This is a genomic window from Marivirga lumbricoides (genome assembly GCF_014636295.1).
Taxonomy (GTDB): domain Bacteria; phylum Bacteroidota; class Bacteroidia; order Cytophagales; family Cyclobacteriaceae; genus Marivirga; species Marivirga lumbricoides.
In genome coordinates this window covers 16,092-42,105 of record NZ_BMEC01000005.1, presented here as the reverse complement: position 1 = coordinate 42,105, position 26,014 = coordinate 16,092, and the positions used below count along the sequence as shown (strand labels likewise).

22 protein-coding genes and 1 riboswitch are annotated in these 26,014 nt (G+C 36.8%); of the genes, 10 read left to right on the top strand and 12 right to left on the bottom strand.

Going from position 1 to position 26,014, the window contains the following annotated elements; genetic code table 11:
* Nucleotides 1–7: 7 nt before the first annotated feature.
* Nucleotides 8–1,831 (bottom strand): glycosyltransferase, encoded by a 1,824-nt coding sequence (locus tag IEV85_RS08740; protein WP_188462353.1) that lies wholly within the window; start codon nt 1,829–1,831, stop codon nt 8–10.
* A gap of 256 nt (nt 1,832–2,087) precedes the next feature.
* Here IEV85_RS08740 and IEV85_RS08735 point away from each other — a divergent pair, with 256 nt between their 5' ends.
* From IEV85_RS08735 to IEV85_RS08725, 3 genes are all read left to right on the top strand, one after another.
* The gene (locus tag IEV85_RS08735; RefSeq protein WP_188462351.1) at nt 2,088–4,517 is read left to right on the top strand and encodes a glycoside hydrolase family 31 protein; all 2,430 of its coding nucleotides are present in this window, start codon (nt 2,088–2,090) and stop codon (nt 4,515–4,517) included.
* A 144-nt stretch (nt 4,518–4,661) separates the two neighbouring features.
* Nucleotides 4,662–5,867: a glycosyltransferase gene (locus IEV85_RS08730; protein WP_188462349.1), complete on the top strand. Its 1,206-nt coding sequence runs from the start codon at nt 4,662–4,664 to the stop codon at nt 5,865–5,867.
* A 1-nt stretch (nt 5,868) separates the two neighbouring features.
* Complete coding sequence (locus IEV85_RS08725) at nt 5,869–6,867, top strand: polysaccharide deacetylase family protein (protein WP_188462347.1); 999 nt, start codon at nt 5,869–5,871, stop codon at nt 6,865–6,867.
* Here the strand turns inward: IEV85_RS08725 and IEV85_RS08720 are convergent.
* Nucleotides 6,864–7,655 carry a DUF547 domain-containing protein gene (locus IEV85_RS08720; RefSeq protein ID WP_229712543.1) on the bottom strand — a complete coding sequence of 264 codons (792 nt, stop codon included), beginning with the start codon at nt 7,653–7,655 and terminating at the stop codon, nt 6,864–6,866. The two genes, IEV85_RS08725 and IEV85_RS08720, sit on opposite strands and share 4 nt — an antisense overlap.
* A 51-nt stretch (nt 7,656–7,706) precedes the next feature.
* Between IEV85_RS08720 and IEV85_RS08715 the strand changes: the two genes are divergently transcribed.
* The gene (locus tag IEV85_RS08715; protein ID WP_188462345.1) at nt 7,707–8,447 is read left to right on the top strand and encodes a TIGR04283 family arsenosugar biosynthesis glycosyltransferase; all 741 of its coding nucleotides are present in this window, start codon (nt 7,707–7,709) and stop codon (nt 8,445–8,447) included.
* Between the two features lie 48 nt (nt 8,448–8,495).
* Here IEV85_RS08715 and rimK read toward each other — a convergent pair whose 3' ends face one another.
* The 8 genes from rimK to IEV85_RS08675 form a co-directional block, all read right to left on the bottom strand.
* On the bottom strand, nt 8,496–9,407 hold the full coding sequence (gene rimK, locus IEV85_RS08710; RefSeq protein WP_188462343.1) for a 30S ribosomal protein S6--L-glutamate ligase: 912 nt from the start codon (nt 9,405–9,407) through the stop codon (nt 8,496–8,498).
* Nucleotides 9,408–9,468: 61 nt separating this feature from the next.
* A complete protein-coding gene (locus tag IEV85_RS08705; protein ID WP_188462341.1) occupies nt 9,469–10,668 on the bottom strand; it encodes a homoserine dehydrogenase in 1,200 nt (399 codons plus the stop codon).
* The gene (locus tag IEV85_RS08700; RefSeq protein WP_188462339.1) at nt 10,655–11,668 is read right to left on the bottom strand and encodes a homoserine O-acetyltransferase family protein; all 1,014 of its coding nucleotides are present in this window, start codon (nt 11,666–11,668) and stop codon (nt 10,655–10,657) included. Before IEV85_RS08700 ends, IEV85_RS08705 begins: the two co-directional genes overlap by 14 nt.
* Nucleotides 11,655–12,983, bottom strand: coding sequence for an O-acetylhomoserine aminocarboxypropyltransferase/cysteine synthase family protein (locus IEV85_RS08695; RefSeq protein WP_188462337.1), 1,329 nt, complete (start codon nt 12,981–12,983; stop codon nt 11,655–11,657). The genes IEV85_RS08700 and IEV85_RS08695 overlap by 14 nt, the downstream gene beginning before the upstream one ends.
* Before the next feature lie 348 nt (nt 12,984–13,331).
* A riboswitch (SAM riboswitch) is annotated at nt 13,332–13,425 on the bottom strand.
* A 100-nt stretch (nt 13,426–13,525) separates the two neighbouring features.
* Entirely contained in the window at nt 13,526–14,200 is a 675-nt protein-coding gene (locus tag IEV85_RS08690) for a lysoplasmalogenase (protein ID WP_188462331.1), read from the bottom strand.
* A gap of 144 nt (nt 14,201–14,344) precedes the next feature.
* Nucleotides 14,345–14,734, bottom strand: coding sequence for a T9SS type A sorting domain-containing protein (locus tag IEV85_RS08685; protein ID WP_188462329.1), 390 nt, complete (start codon nt 14,732–14,734; stop codon nt 14,345–14,347).
* Between the two features lie 195 nt (nt 14,735–14,929).
* Nucleotides 14,930–16,423: an NAD(P)H-hydrate dehydratase gene (locus tag IEV85_RS08680; protein WP_188462327.1), complete on the bottom strand. Its 1,494-nt coding sequence runs from the start codon at nt 16,421–16,423 to the stop codon at nt 14,930–14,932.
* Nucleotides 16,424–16,449: 26 nt separating this feature from the next.
* On the bottom strand, nt 16,450–16,611 hold the full coding sequence (locus tag IEV85_RS08675; RefSeq protein ID WP_188462325.1) for a DUF2256 domain-containing protein: 162 nt from the start codon (nt 16,609–16,611) through the stop codon (nt 16,450–16,452).
* 139 nt (nt 16,612–16,750) lie between these two features.
* Here IEV85_RS08675 and IEV85_RS08670 point away from each other — a divergent pair, with 139 nt between their 5' ends.
* Genes IEV85_RS08670 through IEV85_RS08655 form a run of 4 tightly spaced genes read left to right on the top strand, consistent with a single transcriptional unit; the run spans nt 16,751 to nt 20,508 of the window.
* Nucleotides 16,751–17,545, top strand: a complete 795-nt coding sequence (locus IEV85_RS08670; protein ID WP_188462323.1) for a thymidylate synthase — start codon at nt 16,751–16,753, stop codon at nt 17,543–17,545.
* An 18-nt stretch (nt 17,546–17,563) separates the two neighbouring features.
* Entirely contained in the window at nt 17,564–18,661 is a 1,098-nt protein-coding gene (locus tag IEV85_RS08665; protein WP_188462320.1) for an acyloxyacyl hydrolase, read from the top strand.
* 1 nt (nt 18,662) lies between these two features.
* A complete protein-coding gene (locus IEV85_RS08660) occupies nt 18,663–19,403 on the top strand; it encodes a GIN domain-containing protein (protein ID WP_188462318.1) in 741 nt (246 codons plus the stop codon).
* A 4-nt stretch (nt 19,404–19,407) separates the two neighbouring features.
* Nucleotides 19,408–20,508 (top strand): alanine racemase, encoded by a 1,101-nt coding sequence (locus IEV85_RS08655; protein WP_188462316.1) that lies wholly within the window; start codon nt 19,408–19,410, stop codon nt 20,506–20,508.
* 30 nt (nt 20,509–20,538) lie between these two features.
* Here IEV85_RS08655 and IEV85_RS08650 read toward each other — a convergent pair whose 3' ends face one another.
* Nucleotides 20,539–21,840: an amidohydrolase gene (locus tag IEV85_RS08650; RefSeq protein WP_188462314.1), complete on the bottom strand. Its 1,302-nt coding sequence runs from the start codon at nt 21,838–21,840 to the stop codon at nt 20,539–20,541.
* Nucleotides 21,841–21,883: 43 nt separating this feature from the next.
* A complete protein-coding gene (locus tag IEV85_RS08645; protein WP_188462312.1) occupies nt 21,884–22,471 on the bottom strand; it encodes a hypothetical protein in 588 nt (195 codons plus the stop codon).
* Between the two features lie 196 nt (nt 22,472–22,667).
* On the opposite strand from IEV85_RS08645, the gene IEV85_RS08640 reads away from it, so the two are divergent.
* Together IEV85_RS08640 and IEV85_RS08635 are read left to right on the top strand one after the other, a co-directional pair.
* Entirely contained in the window at nt 22,668–25,100 is a 2,433-nt protein-coding gene (locus IEV85_RS08640; protein WP_188462310.1) for a YfhO family protein, read from the top strand.
* Between the two features lie 4 nt (nt 25,101–25,104).
* The gene (locus IEV85_RS08635) at nt 25,105–26,013 is read left to right on the top strand and encodes a glycosyltransferase (protein WP_188462308.1); all 909 of its coding nucleotides are present in this window, start codon (nt 25,105–25,107) and stop codon (nt 26,011–26,013) included.
* Nucleotide 26,014: the final 1 nt, after the last annotated feature.

Genomic DNA, 26,014 nt, shown 5'->3' with positions numbered 1-26,014 from the left:
TTATATATTAAAAAAGTGTTTTTAATGCCATTTTATAGCTTTTCTCATAGGCTGAGTACAGGTTTTTCCAATCAAATGCTTCGGACAAATCTTCTGATTTATTTCTCATATCTATTCTATCTCTGCCACTTATTTGAATAAATCTCCACATCAGATCTGTAAGATCCTCGGCTGCTTCATCAAAACTACGCTCTGCCCTTTTTACCAGGTACAATCCATGTGCTTCATCAGCAATAGGAACATTTTTCAGGTAATCACCAAAGCCCGATAGATCAGAAGTAACCGCGGCTACTCCCCTTGCCAGACATTCGATTGGCGTATAGCCCCAGGGCTCATAGTAACTTGGAAAAATACCCAAATGACAAGCTCTCACAAAATCATCATACTCCATTCCGAACAATGGATTAGTGGAAGAAATAAAATCCGGATGATAGACTATTTTCACATTGTCTTCCTTCTTATTGACCAAATTTGATTTTCTGAGAAAATTCAAAATCTGATCATTTGCATCGTCCACTAAATTGTGGGTAACTACCGGGGGCAGCTCATCAGATTTCCATGATTGAATGGTTCTTCTGTGCCTCAACCGCCAATAATCATCCACCATTACGTTCAGGTTAGGTAATTTATGGTCTCCCTTACTTGCAGCAGCCTGTCTGTATAATTTATTCTTTATCTGATCAACGATAGCATCGCAATTATTGTTGATCTTATCTAACATTGCTCTTGCATTTAATACCTCCGGATTAATAGAATGAACCGGCTGTTTGGTAATAAAGAACATAACCACTGTCAACGGAGAATTTGCTTTATTAAGCCTGTGGTTCAGTCTTGCCAGCGCCTCTAGCGTGAGATCATACCCTTTATTGGAAAACTCAAACCTTCCCGAAGTGAAGAAATACATGGTTTTATTGAGATCAAATGAGTAGCTCTTAAAAAAGTGCCCCATAATGAATTGTTCCAGCTGCTGCTTGTATTCATGGTGCAGGTTTTGCACTTCATGCAACACTGAAAACCGTTCAATATTAAGCCCATTGGGCAATATCAGGTCAGGGTTTCTTCCCAGCAAGTGAAAGCACTCTTTTCCTGTAACTTCACTTACGGTGGTAAAAACATGGGCACCGTGTACACAGGCTCTTTCAAGCTTTACATTTGCCTCAATATTAAAATGATTAGCTTCCTTATTCCAATCCAAAAATGGTAAGTGATCATAAAATTGAGGATCATTCATTGCTAAATACCTGCCTAGCAAAGTGGCATGCGTAGTAAAAACAGTTTGAAGGGGCACCTGATCTCTTCGCAAATCAGGGATAGCACTTCCTGCCATCCATTCATGAAAATGAGCCAGAGGTTTTAATTTATGATTTAAAGCTGCTCTTGTAAGTTCTGACAAAAATATATGTACCATATAACCAAAAGCTAAAACTTCATCCATTAAAGGATCATGCTTTTTAAAATCGATTGCATGGTGTTGCCAGTAGTAATATTTAATATTACCCAGTTCATGAAACATGGCTTTGTGATTAAAAAGCAATGTTTGAGGCCTTCCTGAGACCAGCCAATGTCCGGATTTTATATCCAGCCCATTATCTCTGCATACTTTTAATGCTTCATTTACTACAGGGTGGTCTAAATCTGATTCCTCAAAGTCAGTAGAAGCTTCTTTAGCAATGTAAGGACCTATTAAAAAATAATTATCCCCCCATTTTTTAACCATTACAGGTGCTTTTGACCTAATTACAGTATAAATCCCTCCTACCTGATTACAAACTTCCCAGGCAACCTCTGTCAGAATATGATTATGAGTATCTAAAACTGCTGTCTTCTCCATATATTCTCAAATTCTAAAAATGCGCTTTTGTCATAAATAATTAACCTATATTTTATAATACGTATTAAAGAATAAATGATCAATTAGTCTTTAATTTATAAAATGATTTTGATTTCAGAAGACAATCTGAAGAAAAAGAAAAAAACAGATCAAAAAATTTAATTACATACTTAGTGTATAAGATACAATAAGTATGTAATTTGTGCTTTAATTCACTGCAGGTGAAATACTTGATTTCTTAAATCAAAGCAAAAAAATGGAAGAAAATAAAGAGAGCGTCCAGGCAAAAGATAGCAATTTTGAAGGGAATTATATAGAGAAATTTACAGAGAGCAAAGAAGAGGAGTTTTATCCGGGTAGCATCATTAGCTGGAAACAGAAAAAAAATAAAGTTAAAATATATGCGGAATTTTCTACTTTAGAAGTAAGCATAATTAGTGAAAGCATTTTAAAGTTCAGGTTTGCTAATGACGGCTACTTTGAAGATGATTTTTCCTATGCAATTGATCCTGAATTTGAAATAAAAGAAACTGCTTTTAGCTTTAAGGAAAAAGGGGAACACCTGGTAATAAGAACGGCTAATCTTCAATGTTTTATCAATAAAGCTGATAGTAAAATTAAAATCTCCGATTCTTTTGGTAAAGTTTTAGTAGAAGATGAGAAAGGCTATCATTGGAAAGAGGAAAAACGTTTTGGAGGCCATGTGGTAATTTCCACGCTTAAGTCAGTAAAAGAAAATAAGTATTATGGCCTGGGTGATAAAACCGGGAAGCTTAACCTGAATGGCACCAGAAAAGAACTTTGGGGCACCGACTGTTATGGTTATGGCAATGAAACCGATCCGGTTTATAAAAACATTCCGTTTTTTATAGGTTTAAACGGAACAGAGGGTTATGGCATCTTTCTGGATAACACCTTCAGGACATTCTTTGATTTTGGAAGCGAGCGGCAGGAAGCATTAAGTTTTTGGGCGCAGGGAGGCGAAATGCGCTACTACTTCATTTATGGTCCTCAAATGACAGATGTAGTAGAAAAATATACTGATCTGACAGGTAAATCGCCCATGCCACCAAAGTGGGCTTTAGGCTATCATCAAAGTAAATGGAGCTATTACCCTGAAAGCACAGTGAGAGAGCTGGCAGCCACTTTCAGAGAGAAGAAAATACCATGCGATGTAATCCACCTGGATATTGATTATATGGATGGCTACAGATGTTTTACCTGGAATCAGGAAAGATTTCCCGAGCCGCAAAAAATGATCAGCGATTTACGAAAAGATGGTTTTAAAACTATAGTCATTATTGATCCGGGCATTAAAATAGATCCGCTTTACTCCATCTACCAGCAAGGAGTTTACCATGATTACTTCTGCACAAGAATGGATGGAGCGAGGTTTAAAGGAAGCGTTTGGCCCGGTCCGTGTCATTTTCCTGACTTTACCAATCCTGCAGCCAGAAAATGGTGGTCTGGCTTATTTTCAGGTATTATTCAGGACGGTGTTGCCGGAGTTTGGAATGACATGAATGAACCTGCCGTATTTGAGGAAGGTACCTTCCCCAGAGATGTGCGCCACGATTATGACGGACATCCCTGCAGCCACAGAAAAGGCCATAATGTGTATGGTATGCAGATGGCAAGGGCTACTTACCGTGGACTGGAACAGTTTGCCGGCAATAAACGAAGCTTTACAATTACCCGGTCTGCTTATGCAGGTATTCAAAGATACAGTTCCGTGTGGACAGGTGATAATATGGCCTCCTGGGAGCACTTGCATATTGCCAATATACAGTGCCAGCGGTTGAGCAGCTCAGGCGTATCATTTGCCGGCTCTGATGTGGGAGGTTTTATAGGCTCTCCTGATGGTGAACTCTATACAAGGTGGATTCAATTGGCTACTTTTCATCCATTTTTCAGAACACACTCCTCAGGCGACCACGGAGATAAAGAACCATGGGTTTTTGAAGAAAAGTTTTTAAATATTGTGAGAAGATACATAGAGTTCAGGTATGAACTTATGCCTTATCTTTATACATGCTTCTGGAAGTATTCCGAGTTTTCTACTCCAATGCTCAGATCTATCAGCCTGGCCTACCAGGATGACCGAGAAACACTTGACAGAGAAGAGGAATTTTTACTGGGAGATCACCTACTGATTTGTCCTGTATCTCAGCCAGGCGTTTCCTCCAGAATTATGTATCTTCCTGAGGGTAACTGGTATAACTTCTGGACAAACGAGATGGTAGCAGGAAGAAAAGAGATTTCGGTTGACACACCTCTGGAGCAAATACCACTGTTTGTAAAAGAAGGGGCAATTGTTCCTTTTCAACCAGTAATGCAGTATACTGATGAATTTGTACCTGAGTTTATTACGCTCCATGTGTACAAAGCATCAAATAAAACGACCTCTCATTTCTATGAGGATGATGGTGAAAGTTTAGATTTTGAAAAAGGAATTAACACTGTACGTACTTTTACTCAAGAGGGTTTAAAGGATAAAGTTAAGATAACGCAGAAGAAGGAAGGGCTGTACGATGCCGGGAACAAAGGATATAAATTAAAATTACATGGGTTTAGCAGTGAAATCAACAAGGTATCGGTAGATGGAAATGAAGTAAGCTGGGAATTAGAGGATAACTTACCCATTTTAAATATCTCCAAAGACTTCAAATCAATAGAGATTATTTAAATATATGGTCGCTTGAGCTACTCCTTATTAAAACAGATTTTTTAGCCATTTCTTTAGTGGCAAAATTGACATCATTTGAATTTTTAGTCCGTTTAAAAGTACTTAATGTAAGAATTGACTATCAACTTATAAACTAAATTACATATGAAGATTCTGATGATTGGTCCTGGTGAGCCAAGCCGCATGAATAGCGGAATGGGAGTTGCATGTAATCATATTGCTGAAGAACTATCCCAAAAAACCGATTTAAAATTATTTTCTCCTGAAACTTTAGAACAGGGTTCAAAAAATACTGCTCATAAAAAAAATACAGTAAAAATCCATATAGATAATGAGCTTCAGGATATCCAAAAACTAAATGCGGATATAGTTCATATTCAGATTAAGAATAGTATCAATCCTTACTTCTATCTATCCCAAACTGAAGAGGAACTTTCTGAAGAAGAAAATAATCAGATAAAAGATTCATTAGACAGTTACACAGAAGGATTAATTGTAGAAGGAGAAAAAATAGAATTTGATCTTATTTACGCGCATGATTGGATGTCAATTTCTGCGGCAATTGCCTTAAAAAAGAAGTTTAAAAAGCCAATGGTGTTGCATATCCATGCATTGGATTATGACAGAACAGGCAAGAGAAGTAATTCGTGGTTATATAAGTTGGAAAAAGAAGGCCTAACTGAAGCAGATGCCATTATAGCGGTGAGTCAGTATCATGCTGATATTATTACAAAAAATTACAGTATCTCAAAAGAGAAAATACATGTAGTACACCATGGGGTTACCCCGGCACAATTAAAGCCTTTTAAATCTCCTTTTAAAGAACCAATTGTTCTGTTTGCAGGCAGGCTCTGTGCCCAAAAAGGTGCAATGGATTTTGTGGAAGCCGCAAAAATACTCCATGTAAAAAAGGAGAACCTACGATTTGTAATGGCGGGAGAAGGTGAATTGCTTCCTGCGCTGATTAATAAGTGTACAGAAGATGGTATGATGGATAAATTTCACTTCACTGGCCATCTTACACAATCGGAATTATTCACTTTGATGTCTGGCTCAGCTATTTTTGTTATGCCTTCCACATCCGACCCATTTGGTTTAAGTGCATTAGAAGCAGCCAATGTTGGCTTACCTGTTATTCTATCGGACCAGTGTGGCGTAAAAGAAGTACTACCTGCTGCAGAAATAGTCAGTAAAGCTGACCCTAAAATTTATGCACAGAGAATTATTAAACTGACACAAAATAAAGAAAGCACAGAAGCACATATTAAAACCAACAAAGAAGCTTTAAAAAATCAAAGCTGGAATAATTCTGTAGCTCAAATTGTTAAAATATTTGAAAATAGTATCTAAAATGGACAATTACCAAATCATACATTTTCATCATCCGCTTAAGCTAAAAAACTTATCGTTTCTTGAAATCAGCAAAAAAGCGAAGCATATCGATAAAGAGGCCTCCGTGGATGCATTTAACCTTCAGTACCAGGATAACATTCAGCCCCGTTTGAGAACTTTACTTAAAATGGCTGATACTCAACGTAATCCTCTGGTATTCTTTAGTATTTCCTTTTTGGAACAACTGGAAAGTACAGATCCTGACATGCTTTTGGAATTGCAGGAAAATGTAAACAAAGAAAAAATTTCGCTTATCGGCTCTTGTGCCTACCACTCCTTCAGTTATTTATGCTCTCATGAGTTGTTCAAGGAAGAGGCAATGCTCCATAAGAAACTACTGAAGAAATTCTTTCAGCCTTCTCCAGAAATTTTTATTAATACAGCATGTTTATTCGATGATGAGATAGCCAACATTGTACAACAGTTAGGATACAATTCAATAGTGGCTACAGCCAATACTTGGCACCTGGCAGGCAAACATTCAGGCCAGTTGTATAGGGCTAACACAACGGATGACTTTAATATTTTACTTGCCAATGGTGATGATAAAGAAGGTTTCCAAATCAGCCTGATAAATGGTTACGGAAGTGCATATGCCAGCAATCAAATAGACGACCAGATAAAGAACGATGTTAAAATCAATCAGTTGTTTATAAGTACCAGCGGAAAGGAACAGCCTGTTTATGCAGTAAGTATGCCTTTAACTTCTCCTTCATGGCAATATAAAATACCTGATTATACTAATAATCCTTTACAAAAAGCCTTGCTTCAACAAATAGCAGATTTATTCAAAAATAAAGGTAACATTAAAGATCCGGAGGATTTAAAGGTGCTAATGCTTCTTTGCCAACCAGATCATTTAATGAGCATCAATCAATTCAGTAAAGATAATGGCTATAATAAATTCATCAGCAGCATGAATATTCTTACCGATTTAAGTCTTAAGTATAACAACTAAGACTTTAAATCGGTAAAGTTTCCCAGGTCCAATGTCCAGTCATAATCTTTATATTCCACATCAGGGTCAGCATTTTGAGGGATAATGTTATAGCTTTTGAGCACCCCTAAAACGCCTCCTCTACTAGAGAAATCACCTTTGAACCAACTGAAAAGAGTTGTAACTTTCACCTCGTCCTTAGAATATATGGTAGTTCTTTCAAGAAATTGACTGGCAATAATGTCAAGTTCTTCATCAAGATTAACTGCACTGTAAATAGCGATATACGGACAGCTTTTTGCTCCACAATTTAATGCGAAATGCACCCTTCCATCCGTTTCACTCACTCTAAATTGCTTCTCAATTTTACCTGCAAAAGGATCTTTCAGAAAACCCATGGAAAGTTTTACTTTGGATCCTCTGATAATTCCATGCTCTATAAAGTCAAAACTCATCATTTCACCTCCTATATTGACTTGGTCAGCTTTAAAAAAAGCATTCCTGTCTTTAAATAATGAAGGTTTCTCTGTCAGCAAAATCTGGATATATGCATTGTAAATATTAATCCAAAAAGCTTTTGTCTTATTATCAGTATCTAATGATTTGGATAGTTTATCCAGTGACAGCTCTTTTAGTTGTTTAGTATAAGTTTTGTAATCCTGGTCATTTTTAATTGCTCCTAAAAGCTTCATACTTAGCTGAACATATTCGTTTTTCTCATTTTTGATGTTACCTTGAGCATTTATTGAATGATTTTTGACCAAAACCAGTGTAGCGATAATAAAGGGGATAAATATAAATCTTTTCATGTTAGTTATTTCGTACGTTTTGATCAATTTACGCAAATTTAACCAGTATAGATGTCTTCCACTAAACATAAGAAATTATCTGTCATTATCCCGACTTTGAATGAGGAGAAACTTATAGGTAAGTTATTGCAGCATATAACTTTAAACAGCAATGGCCATGTAGCTGATGTAATTGTGGTAGATGCCAACAGCAAAGACAATACTGAAAGCAAAGCAATACAACTTGGAGCAAATGTCATAAAAAGTGAGGAAGCCAGTAGAGCACTCCAAATGAATAAGGGAGCCGAAATGGCAACCGGAGATATATTATATTTTGTTCATGCCGATGCCTTTCCGCCCGTAACTTTTGCTGAAGACATTTTACAAGCTGTTGATGAAGGTATAGATTTTGGATGTTACAGGTTTCGGTTCAAATCCTCGAACCCTCTATTAAAGATCAATTCATTTTTTACCAGATTTAAGTTCTTATGGTGCCGGGGGGGTGATCAAACACTTTTTATAAAAAAGGATATTTTTGAAGCTGAAGGCAGGTTTAATGAGAAGTACGTGGTGATGGAGGATTTTGAACTCATTCAAAGACTGTGGAGAAAGTATAAATTCACAGTATTGCCTAAATCGGTAATAGTTTCCGCCAGGAAGTATAAAATCAATGGATACTTTAGGGTAAATATCGCTAATTTGATAGTGTTCAGGATGTTTAAAAAGGGGAAAGCTCCTCAAAAACTTAAGGAAAAATATCATCAGTTAATTAGACATCCTAAAGATCAGGAACCGGGTGAGCAGGGCTCTTAGAATCCTGCTCACCGTTTATAACAAAACTAAGTAGTATCTTATTGATTATCAGGCTTTCACTTTATCTTTAGGAAGCCTTTTTTTGTCTTTTCCACGCTCAACATATTCTATAATCTTTCCTGCAATATCAAAACCGGTGGCTTTTTCAATACCTTCAAGGCCAGGGGAAGAATTTACTTCAAGAATCAGTGGTCCTCTTGATGATTGTAACATATCAACACCAGCGATAGCTAAACCCATAGCTTTTGCGGCAGTTAATGCAGCCGTTTTTTCAGCTCTGCTCAACTTAATCACATTTGCTGAACCACCCCTATGTAAATTACTACGGAATTCCCCCTCCTTTCCCTGTCTTTTCATAGAGCCTACCACTTCACCATCCACAACAAAAACACGTATATCTGCTCCGCCAGCTTCTTTTATAAATTCCTGCATAATTACTCTTGCCTTCAACCCTTCAAAAGCTTCAATTACTGAAACCGCTGCTTTCCGCGTTTCCGCTAATACCACACCTAAGCCCTGGGTGCCTTCCAGCAGTTTCAAGACTACCGGGGCCTTGCCCAAATGCTCTAATATATAATCACCGGCATTTTCAGAAGAATTGGTAAAAGCGGTTCTTGGCATTCCTAACCCACTTCTGGATAAAATTTGAAGGCTTCTTAATTTATCTCTAGACCTCGTAATAGCAAGAGAATCAATGGCGCTAAAAGTTTTCATCATCTCAAACTGACGTACCACTGCAGTACCATAAAAGGTAACAGATGCCCCAATTCTTGGGATGATGGCGTCAATCTTATTCAATTGCTCTCCATGGTAATAGATAGAAGGCCCATCCTCATCCATAATAATGTCACAACGCATATGATCAAGAATTACTGCTTCATGACCTCGTAGTTCAGCCGCTTCAATAAGCCTCTGTGTTGAATATAATTTAGGATTTCTGGAAAGGACTGCAATTTTCATTCTGCTGATTTAAATGTTTTGATTTTGAAGCCCGAAAGTAATATAAAATAGTTCGACTAACCTAAATTATTGCATGTGTATTGGCAAGTTTTTTCAACAGGCTTTCGGGTAAATTTATGATTGATAACGCAGCACCTTCTTTAGATGTTTCCAACAAAGTACCTAATGATGCTTTCACAATCTTATAATTTGTTTCACTTACCAAAATTTCCTCCACATTTAAGTGATGTAATACCTCTTCATTCCCTGCCACGTAATAGTAATCACTAGTAGGTTCTATTTTTTTAAAAGTGGTGAGAGATGCTGGTAATTGATATCCCCTATTATAAATAATATCTGATAAATTAGAAACTACCGCAGAACTGGTGGGAAAACTACCTGCCCCTTTACCTTTAAAGAACTGTCGATTAGCATATTTTGCATCAATCTGAACTGCATTATATTCTTCATCTACAAAGAAAATATCTTCACTGGCCTCCACAAATTGTGGAATAACAGAAGCCGACAAGCTACCATTTTTCTGAATAGCCTGACCTACTAATTTGATCTTTACTTTATTTTCAGAAGCGAATTCAATTGCAGAATCATCAATGTGCTCAATACCTACCATAGGAATGTCATCCGCTTTAATGTGTACCCCAAAACTATGAAGTATGATAATTGATAACTTGAATCTGGTATCTTCACCACTTACATCGGAGTAAGGATCTAATTCTGCAAAACCTAAATTCTGGGCTTCTTGTAAGGCTTTAGTATAGCTCCATCCTTTGGCAGACATTTGGGTAAGAATATAATTACAAGTGCCATTTGCAATAGTAGTCACTTTATTAATTTCATCTGCACCAAACTGCTGATCCAATAAGCGAATAACAGGTATGCTTCCACAAACTGCGGCCTCATACAAAAGTGTTCCATCGGTTTCCGAACTTAGTTGTAGAAGTTCCTGATGATAAAGGGAAATCATTTTCTTATTGGCAGTTACTACTTTTTTTCCATTTCTTAATGCTTGAGATACTATTTGAAAAGCCTCGTGAGGATCATTGATCAGCTCTATAATAATTTCCAGAGACTCATCTTCCAGCAACTCACTTGCATCCGTATAAATTTTTGAAGCATCCACCTCTATATTTCTTTTCTTTCCAGGATTTTTTACGGCTATTTTCTCGATGCTTATCGGGAAATCTTTATTGTTTGAAAGAGTTTGAAACACTCCACTCCCAACAACTCCTAAACCGAATAAACCCGCTCTATATTTTTTCATTTACTACTTTATTAAATTTTTTATTGATTAATTCACTAATCAGGTTGCCTTCCAATAAAAATGCGTCATGGCCTTTATCTGAATTGATTACTTCCAGGCTGGCATTTGGAATCTGATCACTTATATATTTTTGCTCCTGCACAGGAAAAAGGAAATCTGAATTTATCCCTATGCAAAGTGTTTCAGCTTTTACTTTTGATAATACCTCTCTATCTGTAGCCTCTCTATTTGCGGAAATATCATGAGCATCCATCATCAGAGAAAGAATTTTGTATGCATGGGAATTAAACCGCTTATTAAATTTCTCTCCCTGGTACTTCAAATAAGAGACAGCTTTATGATGGTTGTCTGCCCCTCGCCCACTTTGCTTCAACTCGAAATCCGTGTAAGACCTGTAACTTAGCATAGCAATTCCCCGGGCTACAGAAAGTGCTTCATCCACCTTCTCCGGGTTATCCCCTCCTAGTTCAATTGCTCTTCTTTGCAAATCGTTAAAAGCTATTCCCCAGGCAGAATGGCGTGCGTTGGAAGCAACTATTACTTGCTTTGCTATAATTTCAGGTTCTGCAACAGACCACTCTAATACCTGCTGCCCTCCTAATGACCCCCCGATAAGATAATCTATCCTGGAAATGCCTAAAGCTTTTCTTAGATGTATAAATGAAGTCACAACATCCCTGTTATTCAGAAGAGGAAAATCGGCCTCGTAAGCTTTACCCGTTTCAGGGTTTATAGAAAGGGGCCCTGTGCTGCCATAGCATGACCCTAACATATTGGCGCATATTAGTACATGTTTATTTAAATCAATGAACCCTCCATTTTCTTTAAACAAAGTAGGCCACCAATCAATAACTGTGGCACTTCCTGTGAAAGCATGACACACCCAAATAATTTCTTTTCCAGGCAACACCTCACCTGAAATTTCATAATAAAGAGAGGCGTTTTTCAACACCTCTCCATTTGCTAATGTAAAAGACTCCGGTAATTTATGCTGTGGCATATGAGTTCTGATGGATTTTTTGAAAAGATTGCTGAAGATCGTCTGTAATATCATCGATGTGCTCAATACCCACAGAAATCCTTAGCAAGTTAGGTAAAACACCTGCAGCAAGTTGTTCCTCGTTGGAAAGTTGCTGATGAGTGGTAGCTGAAGGCTGTATAATAAGCGTTTTGGCATCACCAACATTTGCCAAATGACTTACAAGTTTTAAGTTATTAATAAAAGCCTTGGTCTCTTCTTTGTCGCCTTTAAGTACAAATGAAAGCACACCGCCATAGCCATTTCTCAGGTATTTCTTGCCTAACTGATAATATCTGCTGGATTCTAAACCAGGATAATTAACTTTTTCTACCAATGGATGTTTCTCTAACCAGTAAGCTAGTTTTAGTGCATTATCCACTGTTTTTTGAACCCTCAAAGAAAGCGTTTCCAAACCTTGCAACAATAAGAAACTATTAAAAGGGCTTAATGCTGGTCCGTAATCTCTTAAACCTTCTACCCTTGCTCTTATGGCAAAAGCAATATTAGGCAAACCTAGTGGATTATTATCCCCGAAAGTTTCCCAAAAGTTCAGTCCATGGTAACCTTCTGACGGCTCTGAAAATTGAGGGAATTTGCCATTACCCCAATTAAAATTACCTGCGTCAACAATTACACCACCTATAGAAGTGCCATGGCCGCCTATCCATTTAGTAGCTGACTCTACTACTACATTGGCGCCATGTTCAATAGGCCTGAATAGATAACCACCTGCACCAAATGTATTATCTACAACAAAAGGGATATCATGTTTTTTAGCCAGAGCTGAAATAGCTTCAAAATCAGGAATGTTAAATGCAGGGTTACCGATCGTTTCAACATAAATAGCTTTTGTTTTACCATCAATCAGCTTTTCAAAAGCTTCTACAGATTCATCTTCTGCAAACCTGGCATCAATTCCCAAACGTTTAAAAGCTACTTTAAACTGGTTATAGGTGCCCCCATATAAAAATCGTGTGGTAACAAAATTATCTCCGGCTTCTAAAATATTATTGAGAGCAATAAACTGAGCAGCCTGACCGGATGCAACAGAAACAGCCGCAACCCCACCTTCCAATGCTGCTATTCTTTTTTCAAAAACATCATTGGTAGGATTCATGATTCGGGAATAGATATTTCCAAACTCTTTCAATGCAAAAAGATTGGCTCCATGATCTGAATCGTTAAAAACAAAGCTTGATGTTTGATAAATTGGCACAGCACGTGAATTAGTTGTACTATCAGGCTCTTGTCCGGCATGTAACTGTAGTGTTTCGAATCTTAAGGAATTAGACATAAGTATAAAATTTATAATGTGTGAAAAATGAGATTATTAAGATAAAGCAAGCTCAAAACAGAAGAAGCTGTAGAACCTCAGAATGCTTTTAAACTTGTGTTTTTTTTGAAATTGATATTAATGTCTGTTTAGACCATTTCAGAGAGTGTGGGCCAAAAAAGAATTTGACGCTTATTACTCCTGAAGAATGAAGGGGTTGTTGTCAGCAACAACAACGCATGCACATTCGCATGTAAATATTTGCTGAAATTGAATTGTTGATTTTGGAAACTAAGGTCTTTGAATTAGAACCTTTAACATTTTTGAACTCGCTGGATGCGATGCTTTTCCTGTGTGTCATTGTCTTCTTATTTATATTTCCCTTTGTTGGGCAGGATTTGGCACCTTGAATCAGGTTGCCAGAGGATCACAGAGCCTGTCTCTCACCTCTTCGTTATAAATTGAATTATGCCTCAAATGTATGAAAAGCATTTCGAAACAAACAACATTTTTACTGAAAAAAATTTCAGCAATTTTTAAACAAAAACATATATTATTAATAGTCAAACAGTTGACTCATATTTCAACAAACCATTAACTATTAACCATTGTGCAGAAATATATGTAACCATGACTAATAAGCCGGCAAAAGGAATTGTCTCTGAAAATCTGTTAATGGCTAAAATGGAATCTGAAATCACAAAAAGGATAGCTCCTCCGAAGACCCACTGAAAGCTCGCTCTGGTGGTTTGCCCTTTTCTATACCAGGCAAATATGAGCATGATAGAAATTACAGTAGTATACAAAGCAACAGGGATCTGGATTACGCCATCAGTGTATGGAATGATTAAAAAACCCATTAGCACTGCATAGCCAATGATAATTAAAGGGATAAAAGAGAAGCCAAATTTAATTCTCCCATGAAAAGTAGCTTTCCAATAAGCCAAAATATAAAATACATGGGCCACCAAAAAACCTGCTAAGCCTGCAAAAAAGAAAAGAAAATTTTTATCAGTAAAGAGTAACATAATATCTGCTACCCAACTGAAAGCTAGAGCTAAAGTAACATGAAAAACCCACTTATCACCTTTTTGAGCTTCCGATCTATCCCAGAAATAAATTAGTAAAGTTAGTACAAGTAGAGGTTTACATATTTGATGCAATAACTCTATATCGAAGAGCAGAGCTATGATTTCGCCCAGCGCTGCAAGAAAGAAAAAATACTTTTTAGCAATCATTCCAATTCATTTGCTAGAAAAGTAAGTAATTATTCCTGCTTAATAAAAGAAATAGATAAGTTTTGTAGGAATGGTAACTTTAACTGAAAGAAAAAATTAGATGAGAGTATTCTTATAGATTCTATGAAGACATAAAAGCAAGAATTACTTTTTAATAAATTTTTTGATATGCTTCTCCGTACCTACACTTAATAACACATAATAATGTCCTGAAGGCATATTACGAATATTCAACTTATACAAACCACTATTGATTTTTTCTGAAGATGAATTCATTTTATTTCCTATGAAACTCATTACATCCAGCTTAACATCTTTGCCACTATTGTTATCTAATTTCACATAGATATAATCTTCTGCAGGATTTGGGTAAACATCTATGTTTAGAAGAGTAAATCCTGAATTTTCTTTAGGTACAATTTCTAGCACGTTTTTTCCGTTGTGTATACCAGAACTCTCAGCAAGTGCGTGATGACCACCAAATGGTAAAAGAATAGAAAAGAAAATAAGATATATAAGTAAATTTTGTTTCATGTGTTACATTCTTTAAAGTTAACCCCCATTTCATCTGAGTAAACTGTAATCTTTTTAACATAGGCTTTTTATTTCACAAATTCAGCATTATTTGAATAAATGTTGTTTATGAATAACATTGCTTCCAATGCTCTGTTAGCCCATTACTTGTTTATAGGATTACGTAGGTCATTAGTTAAGAGTTGTATGTTTCTTTCACTCATCCAAATTCATTTCCGCAAAGGAAAGGTAATCTGCAATATTTGAAGGAGTCATAAAATTTTCTCCCAAATAACTCTTAGCCAAATCTCCAGCTAACCCATGCAAAAATACTGCCAATTTTACTGTTTCAAAAGTATTTTTTTTACGAGGATAAATTCCTGCGATAATACCACAAAGTAAATCTCCGCTACCTCCTTTTGCCATTCCTGAATTCCCTGTAGAATTGAAGCTAATTTCCCCCTTAGCACTACATACTGCTGTATATTTCCCTTTAAGAACTGTTATCACCTGATACTTTTTACAAAATGATTGAAGAAGCTCTATTCTCTCAAAATCATTTTCGGCCTTGCCAACCAACCTGCTGAATTCCCCCGGATGTGGCGTAAGAATGGTATTTTTAGGAAGCATCTCCAACATCTCTCTATTTTCAGCAAGAATGTTTATTGCATCTGCATCAAGCACAAGTTGTCCATTATAACTTGAAAGTACTTCTCTCAAAAGTATACAGGTTTTATTAGCATTACCTATTGCAGGGCCCATAACCAATACATCCTGATTGGAATAATCATGCAATGTTCCTAAAACATAATCGTTTTCATCCTGTAAAATTAATGCTTCTGGCACAGCTGTTTGTACCACATTTACACTTGGAGGGCACACCTGTGCGGTGAGTAAACCGATACCGGAGTGTAAAGCTCCTTTTAACACCAGAAGAGCTGCTCCCATTTTGCCGAAACCTCCTGCAATAACAGTGGCTCGTCCGCGAGTTCCTTTATGGCCGAATGGTGTCACAGCCTTCTCCCTATAATCTCTAGCTTCAAAGTAGGATTTATCAGTATCAACTTGCCTGAGGAATTCCTGACTTAACCCAATATCCAGAATATGCCATTCGCCAACAAAAGGATAATTTTCCGGCATCATAAAAGCTAGCTTAGGAGTTTGAAAGCTCAAGGTATGATCTGCTTTAAATATTGATTTACCAGTAGAATGTTTATCTGCATAAATACCGGAAGGGATATCAATAGCCAATTTCACCCCATAATGTTGATTAATTGTATGAATAAGTTCTGCCGGCTCTCCCTCAATATCACGTGACAAACCTGATCCAAAAACTGCATCAATATAAATTTTTTCACCACTTATACCTTCAAAGTCCTCAGCTTTTGAAACAAAATTTACAGATGATAAATTTTTCAGCCTATCCAGATTTTCATTAAAATCATCAGAGCCTGCGCCTCCCAAAACCAATAAAACATAAACTTTATAGCCATAACCATTTAAAATACGGGCAACTGCCAATCCATCTCCTCCATTATTTCCGCTTCCGGCAATTATACATACTTTAAACTTTTTTGAAAATCTGTGCAAAACCCACTCAGCCACTTTTTTGCTGGCTCTTTCCATCAGATTTATGGAAGAGATAGGTTCGTTCTTAATAGTGTATTCATCAGCTTTTCTTACTTGCTCAGTCGATAGAATCTTTATCATAAGAATTTAAAAGTTTTAAATGATCATTAAACAACATCCTGAACCTTCTTACCTGAAGATTTCCTGCATCTTTCACTACAGTATTTCACATCTCCCCAATCTCTTGCCCATTTTTTCCTCCAACTGAATGGCCTTCCACAGGTTATACATTTTTTCTCAGGTAAATTGGCTTTCTTAACTCCCTTCATCTTTTATTATGTACTTCAATATAATTTAAATGTTATTAATTTCTTTGCTCTACTTATATACTGCCTCCGGAAATAAATAAATTTATGTTATGCTTCTCAGGAAGAATGATTAATTTTGAAATTAAAATCATCTTCAGTTATGCAGCAGTACCACCAATTAATGCAACATATTTTAGATAATGGAATACAAAAAGGTGACAGAACCGGCACCGGAACAAAAAGTGTATTCGGTTATCAAATGCGTTTTGACCTTCAGAAGGGCTTTCCACTGGTTACTACTAAAAAAGTACACCTGCGCTCTATCATTCACGAGCTTTTGTGGTTTTTAAAAGGTGATACTAATATAAAGTATCTAAGAGAAAATGGTGTTTCCATTTGGGATGAATGGGCTGATGAAGAAGGTAATTTAGGACCGGTTTATGGTTCACAGTGGCGAAACTGGCCTACACCTGATGGTCAACATATTGATCAAATCTCTGAAGTAATAGAGCAGATAAAAAATACGCCTAATTCCAGAAGAATGATTGTGAGTGCCTGGAATGTTGCTGAAGTTCCTAACATGGCTTTGCCTCCCTGCCATGCATTTTTCCAATTCTATGTGGCAGATGGAAAGTTATCCTGCCAGCTTTATCAACGCTCAGCTGATGTTTTTTTAGGAGTTCCTTTTAACATTGCTTCTTACGCGCTATTAACTATGATGATTGCGCAGGTGTGTGGACTGGAATATGGTGATTTTGTACATACATTAGGAGATGCGCATCTTTACTCAAATCATATGGAGCAAGCAAATTTACAACTTTCAAGAGCACCCTATCCTTTGCCCCAAATGAAAGTCAATCCGGAAGTAAAGAATATTTTTGAGTTCAAATTCGAGGATTTCGAGCTGTTGAATTATCAGCACCACGCTCATATTAAAGCACCTGTGGCGGTTTAACATCTTCTTACTTCTAACATGTTTAAGTCAAAAATCATTTTCTTGCTGCTGGCAGGAGTATTGTTATCTGGTAATTGTCATTCGCAATCGTATGATTGGTGGATAAATGCTCAGGCCATAAAAGGTTTTATATTGCCTCATAATAAAAAAATTAACCATTTAATTAGTGGTCACCCTGAAGGATTGGAGCTTAATATACAGCAGGAATTAAATGGAAAAAGATATTGGGAAACTATTTACAACAAACCAGTAGTAAATTATGGTCTTTCCTATTATAACCTCAACAATGATGAACAATTAGGCAGGTTATTTATTGCTTCAGCTGCAATGGATTTACCCCTTTCACGAAAGCAAAACACTGCTTTATTCATTCGAATTGGCACAGGGCTAGTCTATTGCACCAATCCTTATGACCGAGAAGCGAATAACCAGAATACGATGATTAGTAGCACCATCAGCTACCTGCTACAAACAAGGCTCACTTACGAGATTAAGCTTAACGACAATTTTAAGCTGACTCCAAACCTTAATATCACTCATGCCAGCAATGGTGCTTTAAAATCACCCAACAGAGGAATTAATTTAATTACTGCTAATTTAGGACTCTCTTATAGGGTTATTAGTAAAGATGAAACACAAGATGAATCTGTTTTAGCTATTCCTGAAGAGGCTCCTTATAAGTTTTATATTTTGGCAGTTACCGGCAAGAATACAAAGAGTTTACAAATAAGGGAGCCTCAAATTTTCTTTAACATCATGTTAATGGGACAAAAAACACTTAATCATAAAAGTGATTTGCAATTTGGAATAGACTATTCTCATAATAATGGATTGAAAGAGGAAATAAAAGGCTCATGGTTTTTAACAGAAGAAGAAAAGAAAGTAGATTTCAGAAGAGTTGGTCTATTGATAGGCCATGAATTAAAAGCTGGAAATTTGGGCTTCATTTCACAATTAGGCATTTATGTATACAACCCAAGTAACTCAAGGATGCCCGTTTACCAACGTTATGGATTAAAGTATCAGTTCAGAGAACATTTAATTATTCAAGCCTCTTTAAAAACTCACGCAGCTACAGCTGAACAGGCAGAAATTGGTTTAGGATGGAAATTTTAAAATGAAAACAAACTTACATTATATAGCACTTTTACTTTTTCTGATTGCTAATGCATGCAGTTCAGAAAATGCATTTGATTGCATAAAAAAAACTGGTGATATTAAAACTATCCTCGTAAATGACTTTTCGGAATTTAATGATCTGGTTATTCATGATGATATTACGCTGGAACTAATAGAAGATGAAAGTGAGTATTTTGAGGTAATTTACGGAGAGAATTTAATTCCTAAAATCAAATTTGTTTCTGATAAAGACTCTCTTCTTATTTATAATGAGAACTTCTGTGGCTGGACAAGAGACTACCAAAAGCCTTTGGTAAGATGGCATACCACTAAAGAACTGGTAAATATTAAATCCTTAAGCTCGGGTAATATATTTAATAATGATACTCTTGGAGTGAACCTGCAAATAGAGGCTAAAGATATCTCGAATAAAGTGGAATTAACGGTAAATTCAGAAAATATTCTTTTGATAAGTAATTCTATTTCAAATTTTAAAGTGATAGGACATTGTCAAAGACTCACAGTCCGGTCTTATTTCAGTGACAGCCATTTTGAACTAGGCCAATTGCAGTGTTCAAGAGTAAATGTACTTCAAAGGGGCTATAATGACATCATAGTGAATCCTTCAGACAGTTTAGTAGGCAGTATAGAAAATGCCGGCCGCGTGATGTACTATGGCAGCCCTGGTATAAAAATGGTGGTTGAAAACGGAGGAGAATTAATCAAGTTAGAAAAATAATCGCATGAATGTTGTCCAACCCACTTTATTGCTTGACGAAGAAAAATGTAAGAAAAACATTCTTAAAATGGTTAATAAAGCACAGGAGAGTAAGAGTGTTTTGCGGCCTCATTTTAAAACACACCAATCAGCAGAAGTTGGAGAATGGTTCAAAGAAGCCGGCATTGAAAAATGTGCAGTTTCTTCTTTGGGAATGGCTGAATACTTTGCTCATGCAGGATGGAAAGATATTACAGTAGCTTTTCCCCTAAATGTTCTGGAAAAGGAGAAAGTAAACAGACTAGCTAAAACCATCACATTAAACTTATGCATTGAATCTACTGAAACAGCCAGGATTTTATCTGATTTCGTACAACATCAGTTAAATGTGTTTGTTGAAGTAGATGCGGGCTATAACAGGTCAGGCATTTCTTCTGAAGATTACGAAGAAATTGCTGGAATTATTGACATAATTCAACAAAATAAGTTACTCCATTTTACAGGGTTTCTTCAACATGCTGGCCATACTTACCAAGCCAAAGGAAAATCAGAAATTGATGAAATTCATGCTTTCACTAGCGATAAAATGCGCTCTTTAAAAAATCATTTTCAAAAAAAATACCCCGAAATTATAGTTTCCAATGGGGACACACCCACCTGTAGTGTGAGTGAAAATTTTGAGGGAGTTGATGAAATGAGGCCCGGCAACTTTATTTTTTATGATGTAATGCAAGCCGAAATTGGATCTTGCAGTTACGAAGAAATAGCAGTGGCATTGGCCTGCCCTGTCGTAGCGAAATATCCTGAAAGAAATGAAATTGTCGTATATGGAGGTGCAGTTCATTTCTCTAAAGACCGGATTGAAAATGAATCAGGCACTAGCATGTATGGGCTAGTTGCACAAAAATCAGCTTACGGATGGGGCAATCCAACACCTGGCTTATATATGAAAAAGTTGTCGCAGGAGCATGGAACCATTCATGCAACTGATGAATTTATACGGCAGACCAAAATTGGAGATATCCTATACATCTTACCCATTCACTCTTGTTTAACCGCTAATTTAATGGGTAAATATTTTACTTTAGAAGGCAGAGAATTGGGAATGTATAGGTTTGGTTTTTAATAATAGATAAAAGTTTCTTTAAACTTCAAGTTATTTAGTTATTTCCATGTAATCAAGTGTCAAATTTAAAAAGGCTTTCACTCCTGTAATCATTCCTGATTCATCAATATAGAAATCCGGTGTGTGATGCCCCCCCAATGCTTGTCCTTCCTTTTTGCTGGCTGGTTGTCCGCCAATAAAGAAATATAGCCCGGGGATTTCATTTTGAAAATAAGAGAAATCTTCTGCTCCGGTAATGGCTTTCATTACATGTACATTTTCAGCACCAGCTGTTTTTATTAAAGAAGGAACCATTTTGTTAGTTAATTCAATATTATTGTAAGTGAGAGGTGCGTTTTCCTGAATTTCGACCTCTACTGTGGCCCCTGCTATTTCAGCAATATTTTTGGCAGTAAGTCTGATTTTATCATGAATTTTCTTTTGCATTTCTTTATCCAAAGTACGAATTGTACCTTCTAAATGCGCTTCCTCGGGAATAATATTAAAACGAACTCCAGACTGCATAATCCCAACTGTAATTACCGCTGCTTCTTTAGTCAGCTCGGCATCCCGGGAAATAATATATTGCAACCCATTAATGATCTGTGCTGAAACCGCAATAGGATCTACGCTGGCCCAGGGAGTAGAGCCATGTGCCTGTTTCCCATGAATTTTAATGGTAAACCGATCAGATGCAGCCATTATGCCTTCGGTTTTATATTTAATATGGCCCACAGGGGTCCCCGCATTAATATGCAATCCAAAAATAGTCTCCACGTCAGGATCTTTCAATACTCCTTCTTCCACCATCATTTTGGCTCCTCCCCTTTCTCCTGGTGGCACGCCCTCTTCTGCTGGCTGGAAAATGAATTTTACTGTACCCGAAAGTTCCTTCTTCATACCTGCTAAAACTTCAGCCACCCCCATCATTATAGCTATGTGAGTATCATGACCACAAGCATGCATTACCCCTGTTTTCTGCCCATTGTACTCTGTAACTACTTCTGATTTAAAATGCAGGTCATTTCTTTCAGTAACAGGTAAAGCATCTATATCAGCACGCAGACCTATAGCAGGCCCTTTTTTCGCACCTTTCAAAATACCTACTACACCCGTATGTGCTATTCCTGTTTGCACTTCAAGCCCTAAGCTCTTGAGATGTGCAGCTATTTTCTCAGCTGTCTTAAATTCCCGATTTGACAATTCAGGATTTTCATGAAAATACCTTCTCCATTCAATTACTTTCTGCTCAATGGCATCAGCTTTTTGCATCGCTAATTGGTGAGCATTTTGGCTGTAAAGAGAATAAGTAATGCAGTAAAGAATGATGAATGGTAGTACAAATAATTTCATAAATGGAATGAATTAATATTTTTTACTCTTAAAGATAATAAATTTAGTTATAATCTGGAGAAATCATAATATGTGCTCGATGCGTACCAGGATCCATAATCCAGGGGCCGCCCGGCACCAAGGGCCTGATTGGTAAACCTGTAGATTCAGCAGTGGCAAATGGAATATACACAACATACCTTAGTCTGGCATTTTCCACTTCATCAGTCTCAGTATTATATTTAACATCATTTCCTCCGTATAGCACATGAAGCGTTGTAGGATTAGCTGGCATTTTAAGTGTTCCTGCTTTGGCCTCTTTCTCACGGATCGCAAAAATTTCATCCGGTCTTTTGCCTTCTTTTCTCAATTCATTCCCCCTGTTCATAAAAGGTTCTAAATCCCGATGGTAGCAAACCACCTGGAAGCCTTCTTTAGCCGGATCATCGGCAACACAAATCATCTCGTTACTACCTGCCCGCATCAGTACCATTTCACCTTGTTGATTATATCCATATACTTTAGCTGCTGCTTGTTTTTCAGGAGGAGCGGCCTTTACAGCTATTGCTATCTGCTCCCTGGAACTTGCAACCTGGGCTTCGGAATAAAAAAACAAAGAAGTACAAAATAAAAAAATGAAGAACCGTTTCATAAGCATAATTTTTAAGAGTGAAGTTTCAATTTACTCAAATATCCCATCTAAAAGAAGGGTTAAACTTTGAGTTGTTAGCTTTATTTCCCTTCTAATGACGTGTTAATTCAAATGTTAATTGTACTAAACCAGATTACTATAAATTTTGGGGCAATTTTATAAATGACTATTATTGCAACACAAAAGCCTTCTTACAATGAATCAGAAATTAAATCTCAAGAGCTTAGCTCCTCATATAGTTGCAATCATCGTTTTTATTATTCTGAATATAATTATGTATTGGCCACTGTTTATGGAGAATAAGACTCTTAATCAGAACGACATATTACAAGGTGCAGGCGCAAATCAAGATATTGTAGAATATAGAGAAGCTACAGGTGAAGAAGCCTTGTGGACAAATGGCATGTTTAGCGGTATGCCTGCCTACTTAATCAACGTTCATTGGTCAGGCGAATTAACCAGGTACATTAGACAAGCGGCAAGTCTGTGGCTTCCCACTCCGGCAAGTCAAACCTTTACTGCTATGTTGGCTTTCTATATTTTATTGTTGGTATTCAGAGTAAACCCTTATGTGGCAATTGCAGGAGGTATAGCTTTCGGTCTTAATACTTTCTTTCTTATAAGTGTGGAAGCAGGGCATATCTGGAAGGTAGCTGCTATAAGTTATATGCCTTTGGTTTTGGCAGGAATAATTTTGACTTTCCGGAAAAAATATTTGCTAGGCTTTACTTTAACAGCCGTTTCTATGGCCATGGAAATAAGCTCCAACCATTACCAAATCACTTATTACCTGTTATTGATAGTGATGATATTTGGAGTATTCAAATTAGTAGATGCAGTTAAAAATAAAACACTGCCAGGTTTCGGGAAAACAATAGGCATACTATTTTTAGCCGTTTTATTAGGCATAGGAGCCAATATCGGAAAAATTTGGACTGCTTATGAGTACGGAAAGTACTCAATCCGTGGAAAAGCTGAGCTTAGTTCAAATACTGAATCTTCAGGCGGGTTGGACAGAGATTATGCCTTTGCCTGGAGCAACGGAATTTGGGAACCTATGACCTTTCTGGTACCCAATTTTTATGGAGGAGCAACACAAGAAAAAATCTCCATGAATTCAGATTTAGCGGAAGGTCTAAGGAAGAAAGGAGCAGGTAGTGGGCAAATCAAGAGTTTTGTTAATTCTGTACCAACCTACTGGGGTGACCAGCCCTTTACCTCCGGCCCTTATTACATGGGAGCCATAATAGTATTCCTGTTTATCTTAGGGGCCTTTTTTGTTAAAAGTTATGTAAAATGGTGGTTAATAGCTGCATCAGTATTTGGCATCATTCTTTCCTGGGGAGATAATTTCTCTGCCTTCAACTATTTTATGTTTGACTATTTTCCCGGATATAATAAATTTAGAGCTGTTTCAATGACAGTAGCTATACCCTTCCTCTGTATGCCTCTTTTAGGCTTCATTGGCGTGCAAAAATTAATTGAAAGTGAGTGGAAAGAAAACAAAAAGCAGTTTTTGAAGGCCTTAGGAATTACAGCGGGTTTATGCTTGCTACTTATTGGGGTATCATTTGTGATGAGATTTAGAGGTGCTGTTGATGCTCAATTGGGAGATCAGGCATGGTTAGTTGATCTTATCAGGGATCAAAGAGCCAGCATGTTCCGTATAGACACTATTCGATCTTTCTTCTTTATAATTGCCTCAGGAGCCATTCTATTTTACATGAAGCAAGGAAAAATTAAAAAAGAAATTGCTTTGCTATCGCTTGCAGGGGTATTAGTTGCTGACTACATTCCTGTTGCTAAGAGATACCTTAATGAAGAAAATTTCAAAAGGGATGTAAAAGGAGCATTCTTTGCTCCAACAGAAGCAGACCAACAAATCCTTGCAGATAAAACGCATTATAGAGTACTAAACCTTAACAACCCTTTTAATGAAGCCAGAACTTCCTACTACCACTCTTCTATAGGTGGATATCATGGAGCTAAAATGAGGCGCTATCAGGACTTAATAGAGAATCATTTGCAAAGTGAAATAGGTACTGCCATAGAAATACTCCGTAGTGGAAGTACTGATTTTTCTGAGCTGAACGTACTTAATATGCTAAACACTAAATATCTAAAGTTTGGTGATCAGGCTGGACAAATTGTGCGGAATGAAGCGGCATTAGGAAATGCATGGTTTGTAAAAAAGGTGAAAAAAGTATCCTCTCCAGATGAAGAAATATCAGTGCTTGGTGAAATTAATACTAAAAATGAAGCTGTAATAAATTCAGAGAGGTTCAATATATCTGGCACTAATTTTTCTGATGGCACTATAGAACTAGCCAATTATACTCCTAATGATTTATTGTACAAAAGCTCAAATAGTAATGCCGGATTGGCAATTTTCTCTGAAATATTTTACCCTAAGGGATGGAAAGCATATATTGATGGCAATGAAGTAGATATTTTACAAACGAATTATGTTCTGAGAGCATTGGAAATACCAGCAGGAGATCATGAGATAAGATTTGAATTTAAACCTGCAGCGTACTATACCGGCAATAAAATAATGTGGGGAAGTTCAATATTACTCATCCTGCTAATAATTGGAAGCATTGTCTACAGCATCAAAAAACAGATTTAATTGAATGGTTTCAGTTATTGTATGCACTTATAATCGAGAAAAATATTTACCTGATTGTCTCGAGCATTTGTCTCGCCAAACAGCTGCTAAGGAGTATTATGAAATATTAATTATTGACAATAAAAGCTCCGACAACACACCAAATATAGCTGGCGATTTTGTAAGAAAAAATGATAGGAATGCTTACTATTTTCTAGAGGAAAATCAAGGCCATACTTACGCTCGAAACAGAGGGATTAGCGAAGCATCAGGAGAAATACTTACATTTATTGATGATGATGCTTTCGTAGGTGATAATTTTATAGAAAACATCCAAAACTACTTTGATACAAATCCTGAAGTACAGGCGTTGGGAGGTAAGATTGTTCCAGTTTATGAAGGCAAAGAACCAAAATGGATGTCCAGATACCTATTGACATTGGTCTCAGCAATTGATATGGGTAGTCAGCCAAAGCAATTTTCTGGAAATAAATTTCCCATTGGGGCAAATATGTCCTTCAGAAAGCATGTTTTTATGAGATACGGCTTATTCAACACAGAACTTGGCCGTAGAGCTGAGGGGTTGGAAGGAGGAGATGAAAAGGAGATGTTTTTGAGGATGAAGAAGAACAATGAAGTAATTCACTACGTGCCTTCCGTTACAGTAGATCACATTATACCAGAAAAACGGACTAAAAAGGAGTACATCAGAGGTTTAGGCATTGGTGTAGGAAGCAGTGAAAGAAAAAGGTTAAGAGGTGCAGGTCTTAAACAGTGGAGTAAGAAAGTATGGAGTGAACTTATAAAGATTGCCGCCTCAATAGCACTCTTTCTAGCCTATTGTTTGAGGCTCAAATTTAATGCTGCATTAATGTTGATTAAATTTAGAATTTGGGTAATTAAAGGCTTGCTAACCAGATCAAATATTTTTTAAT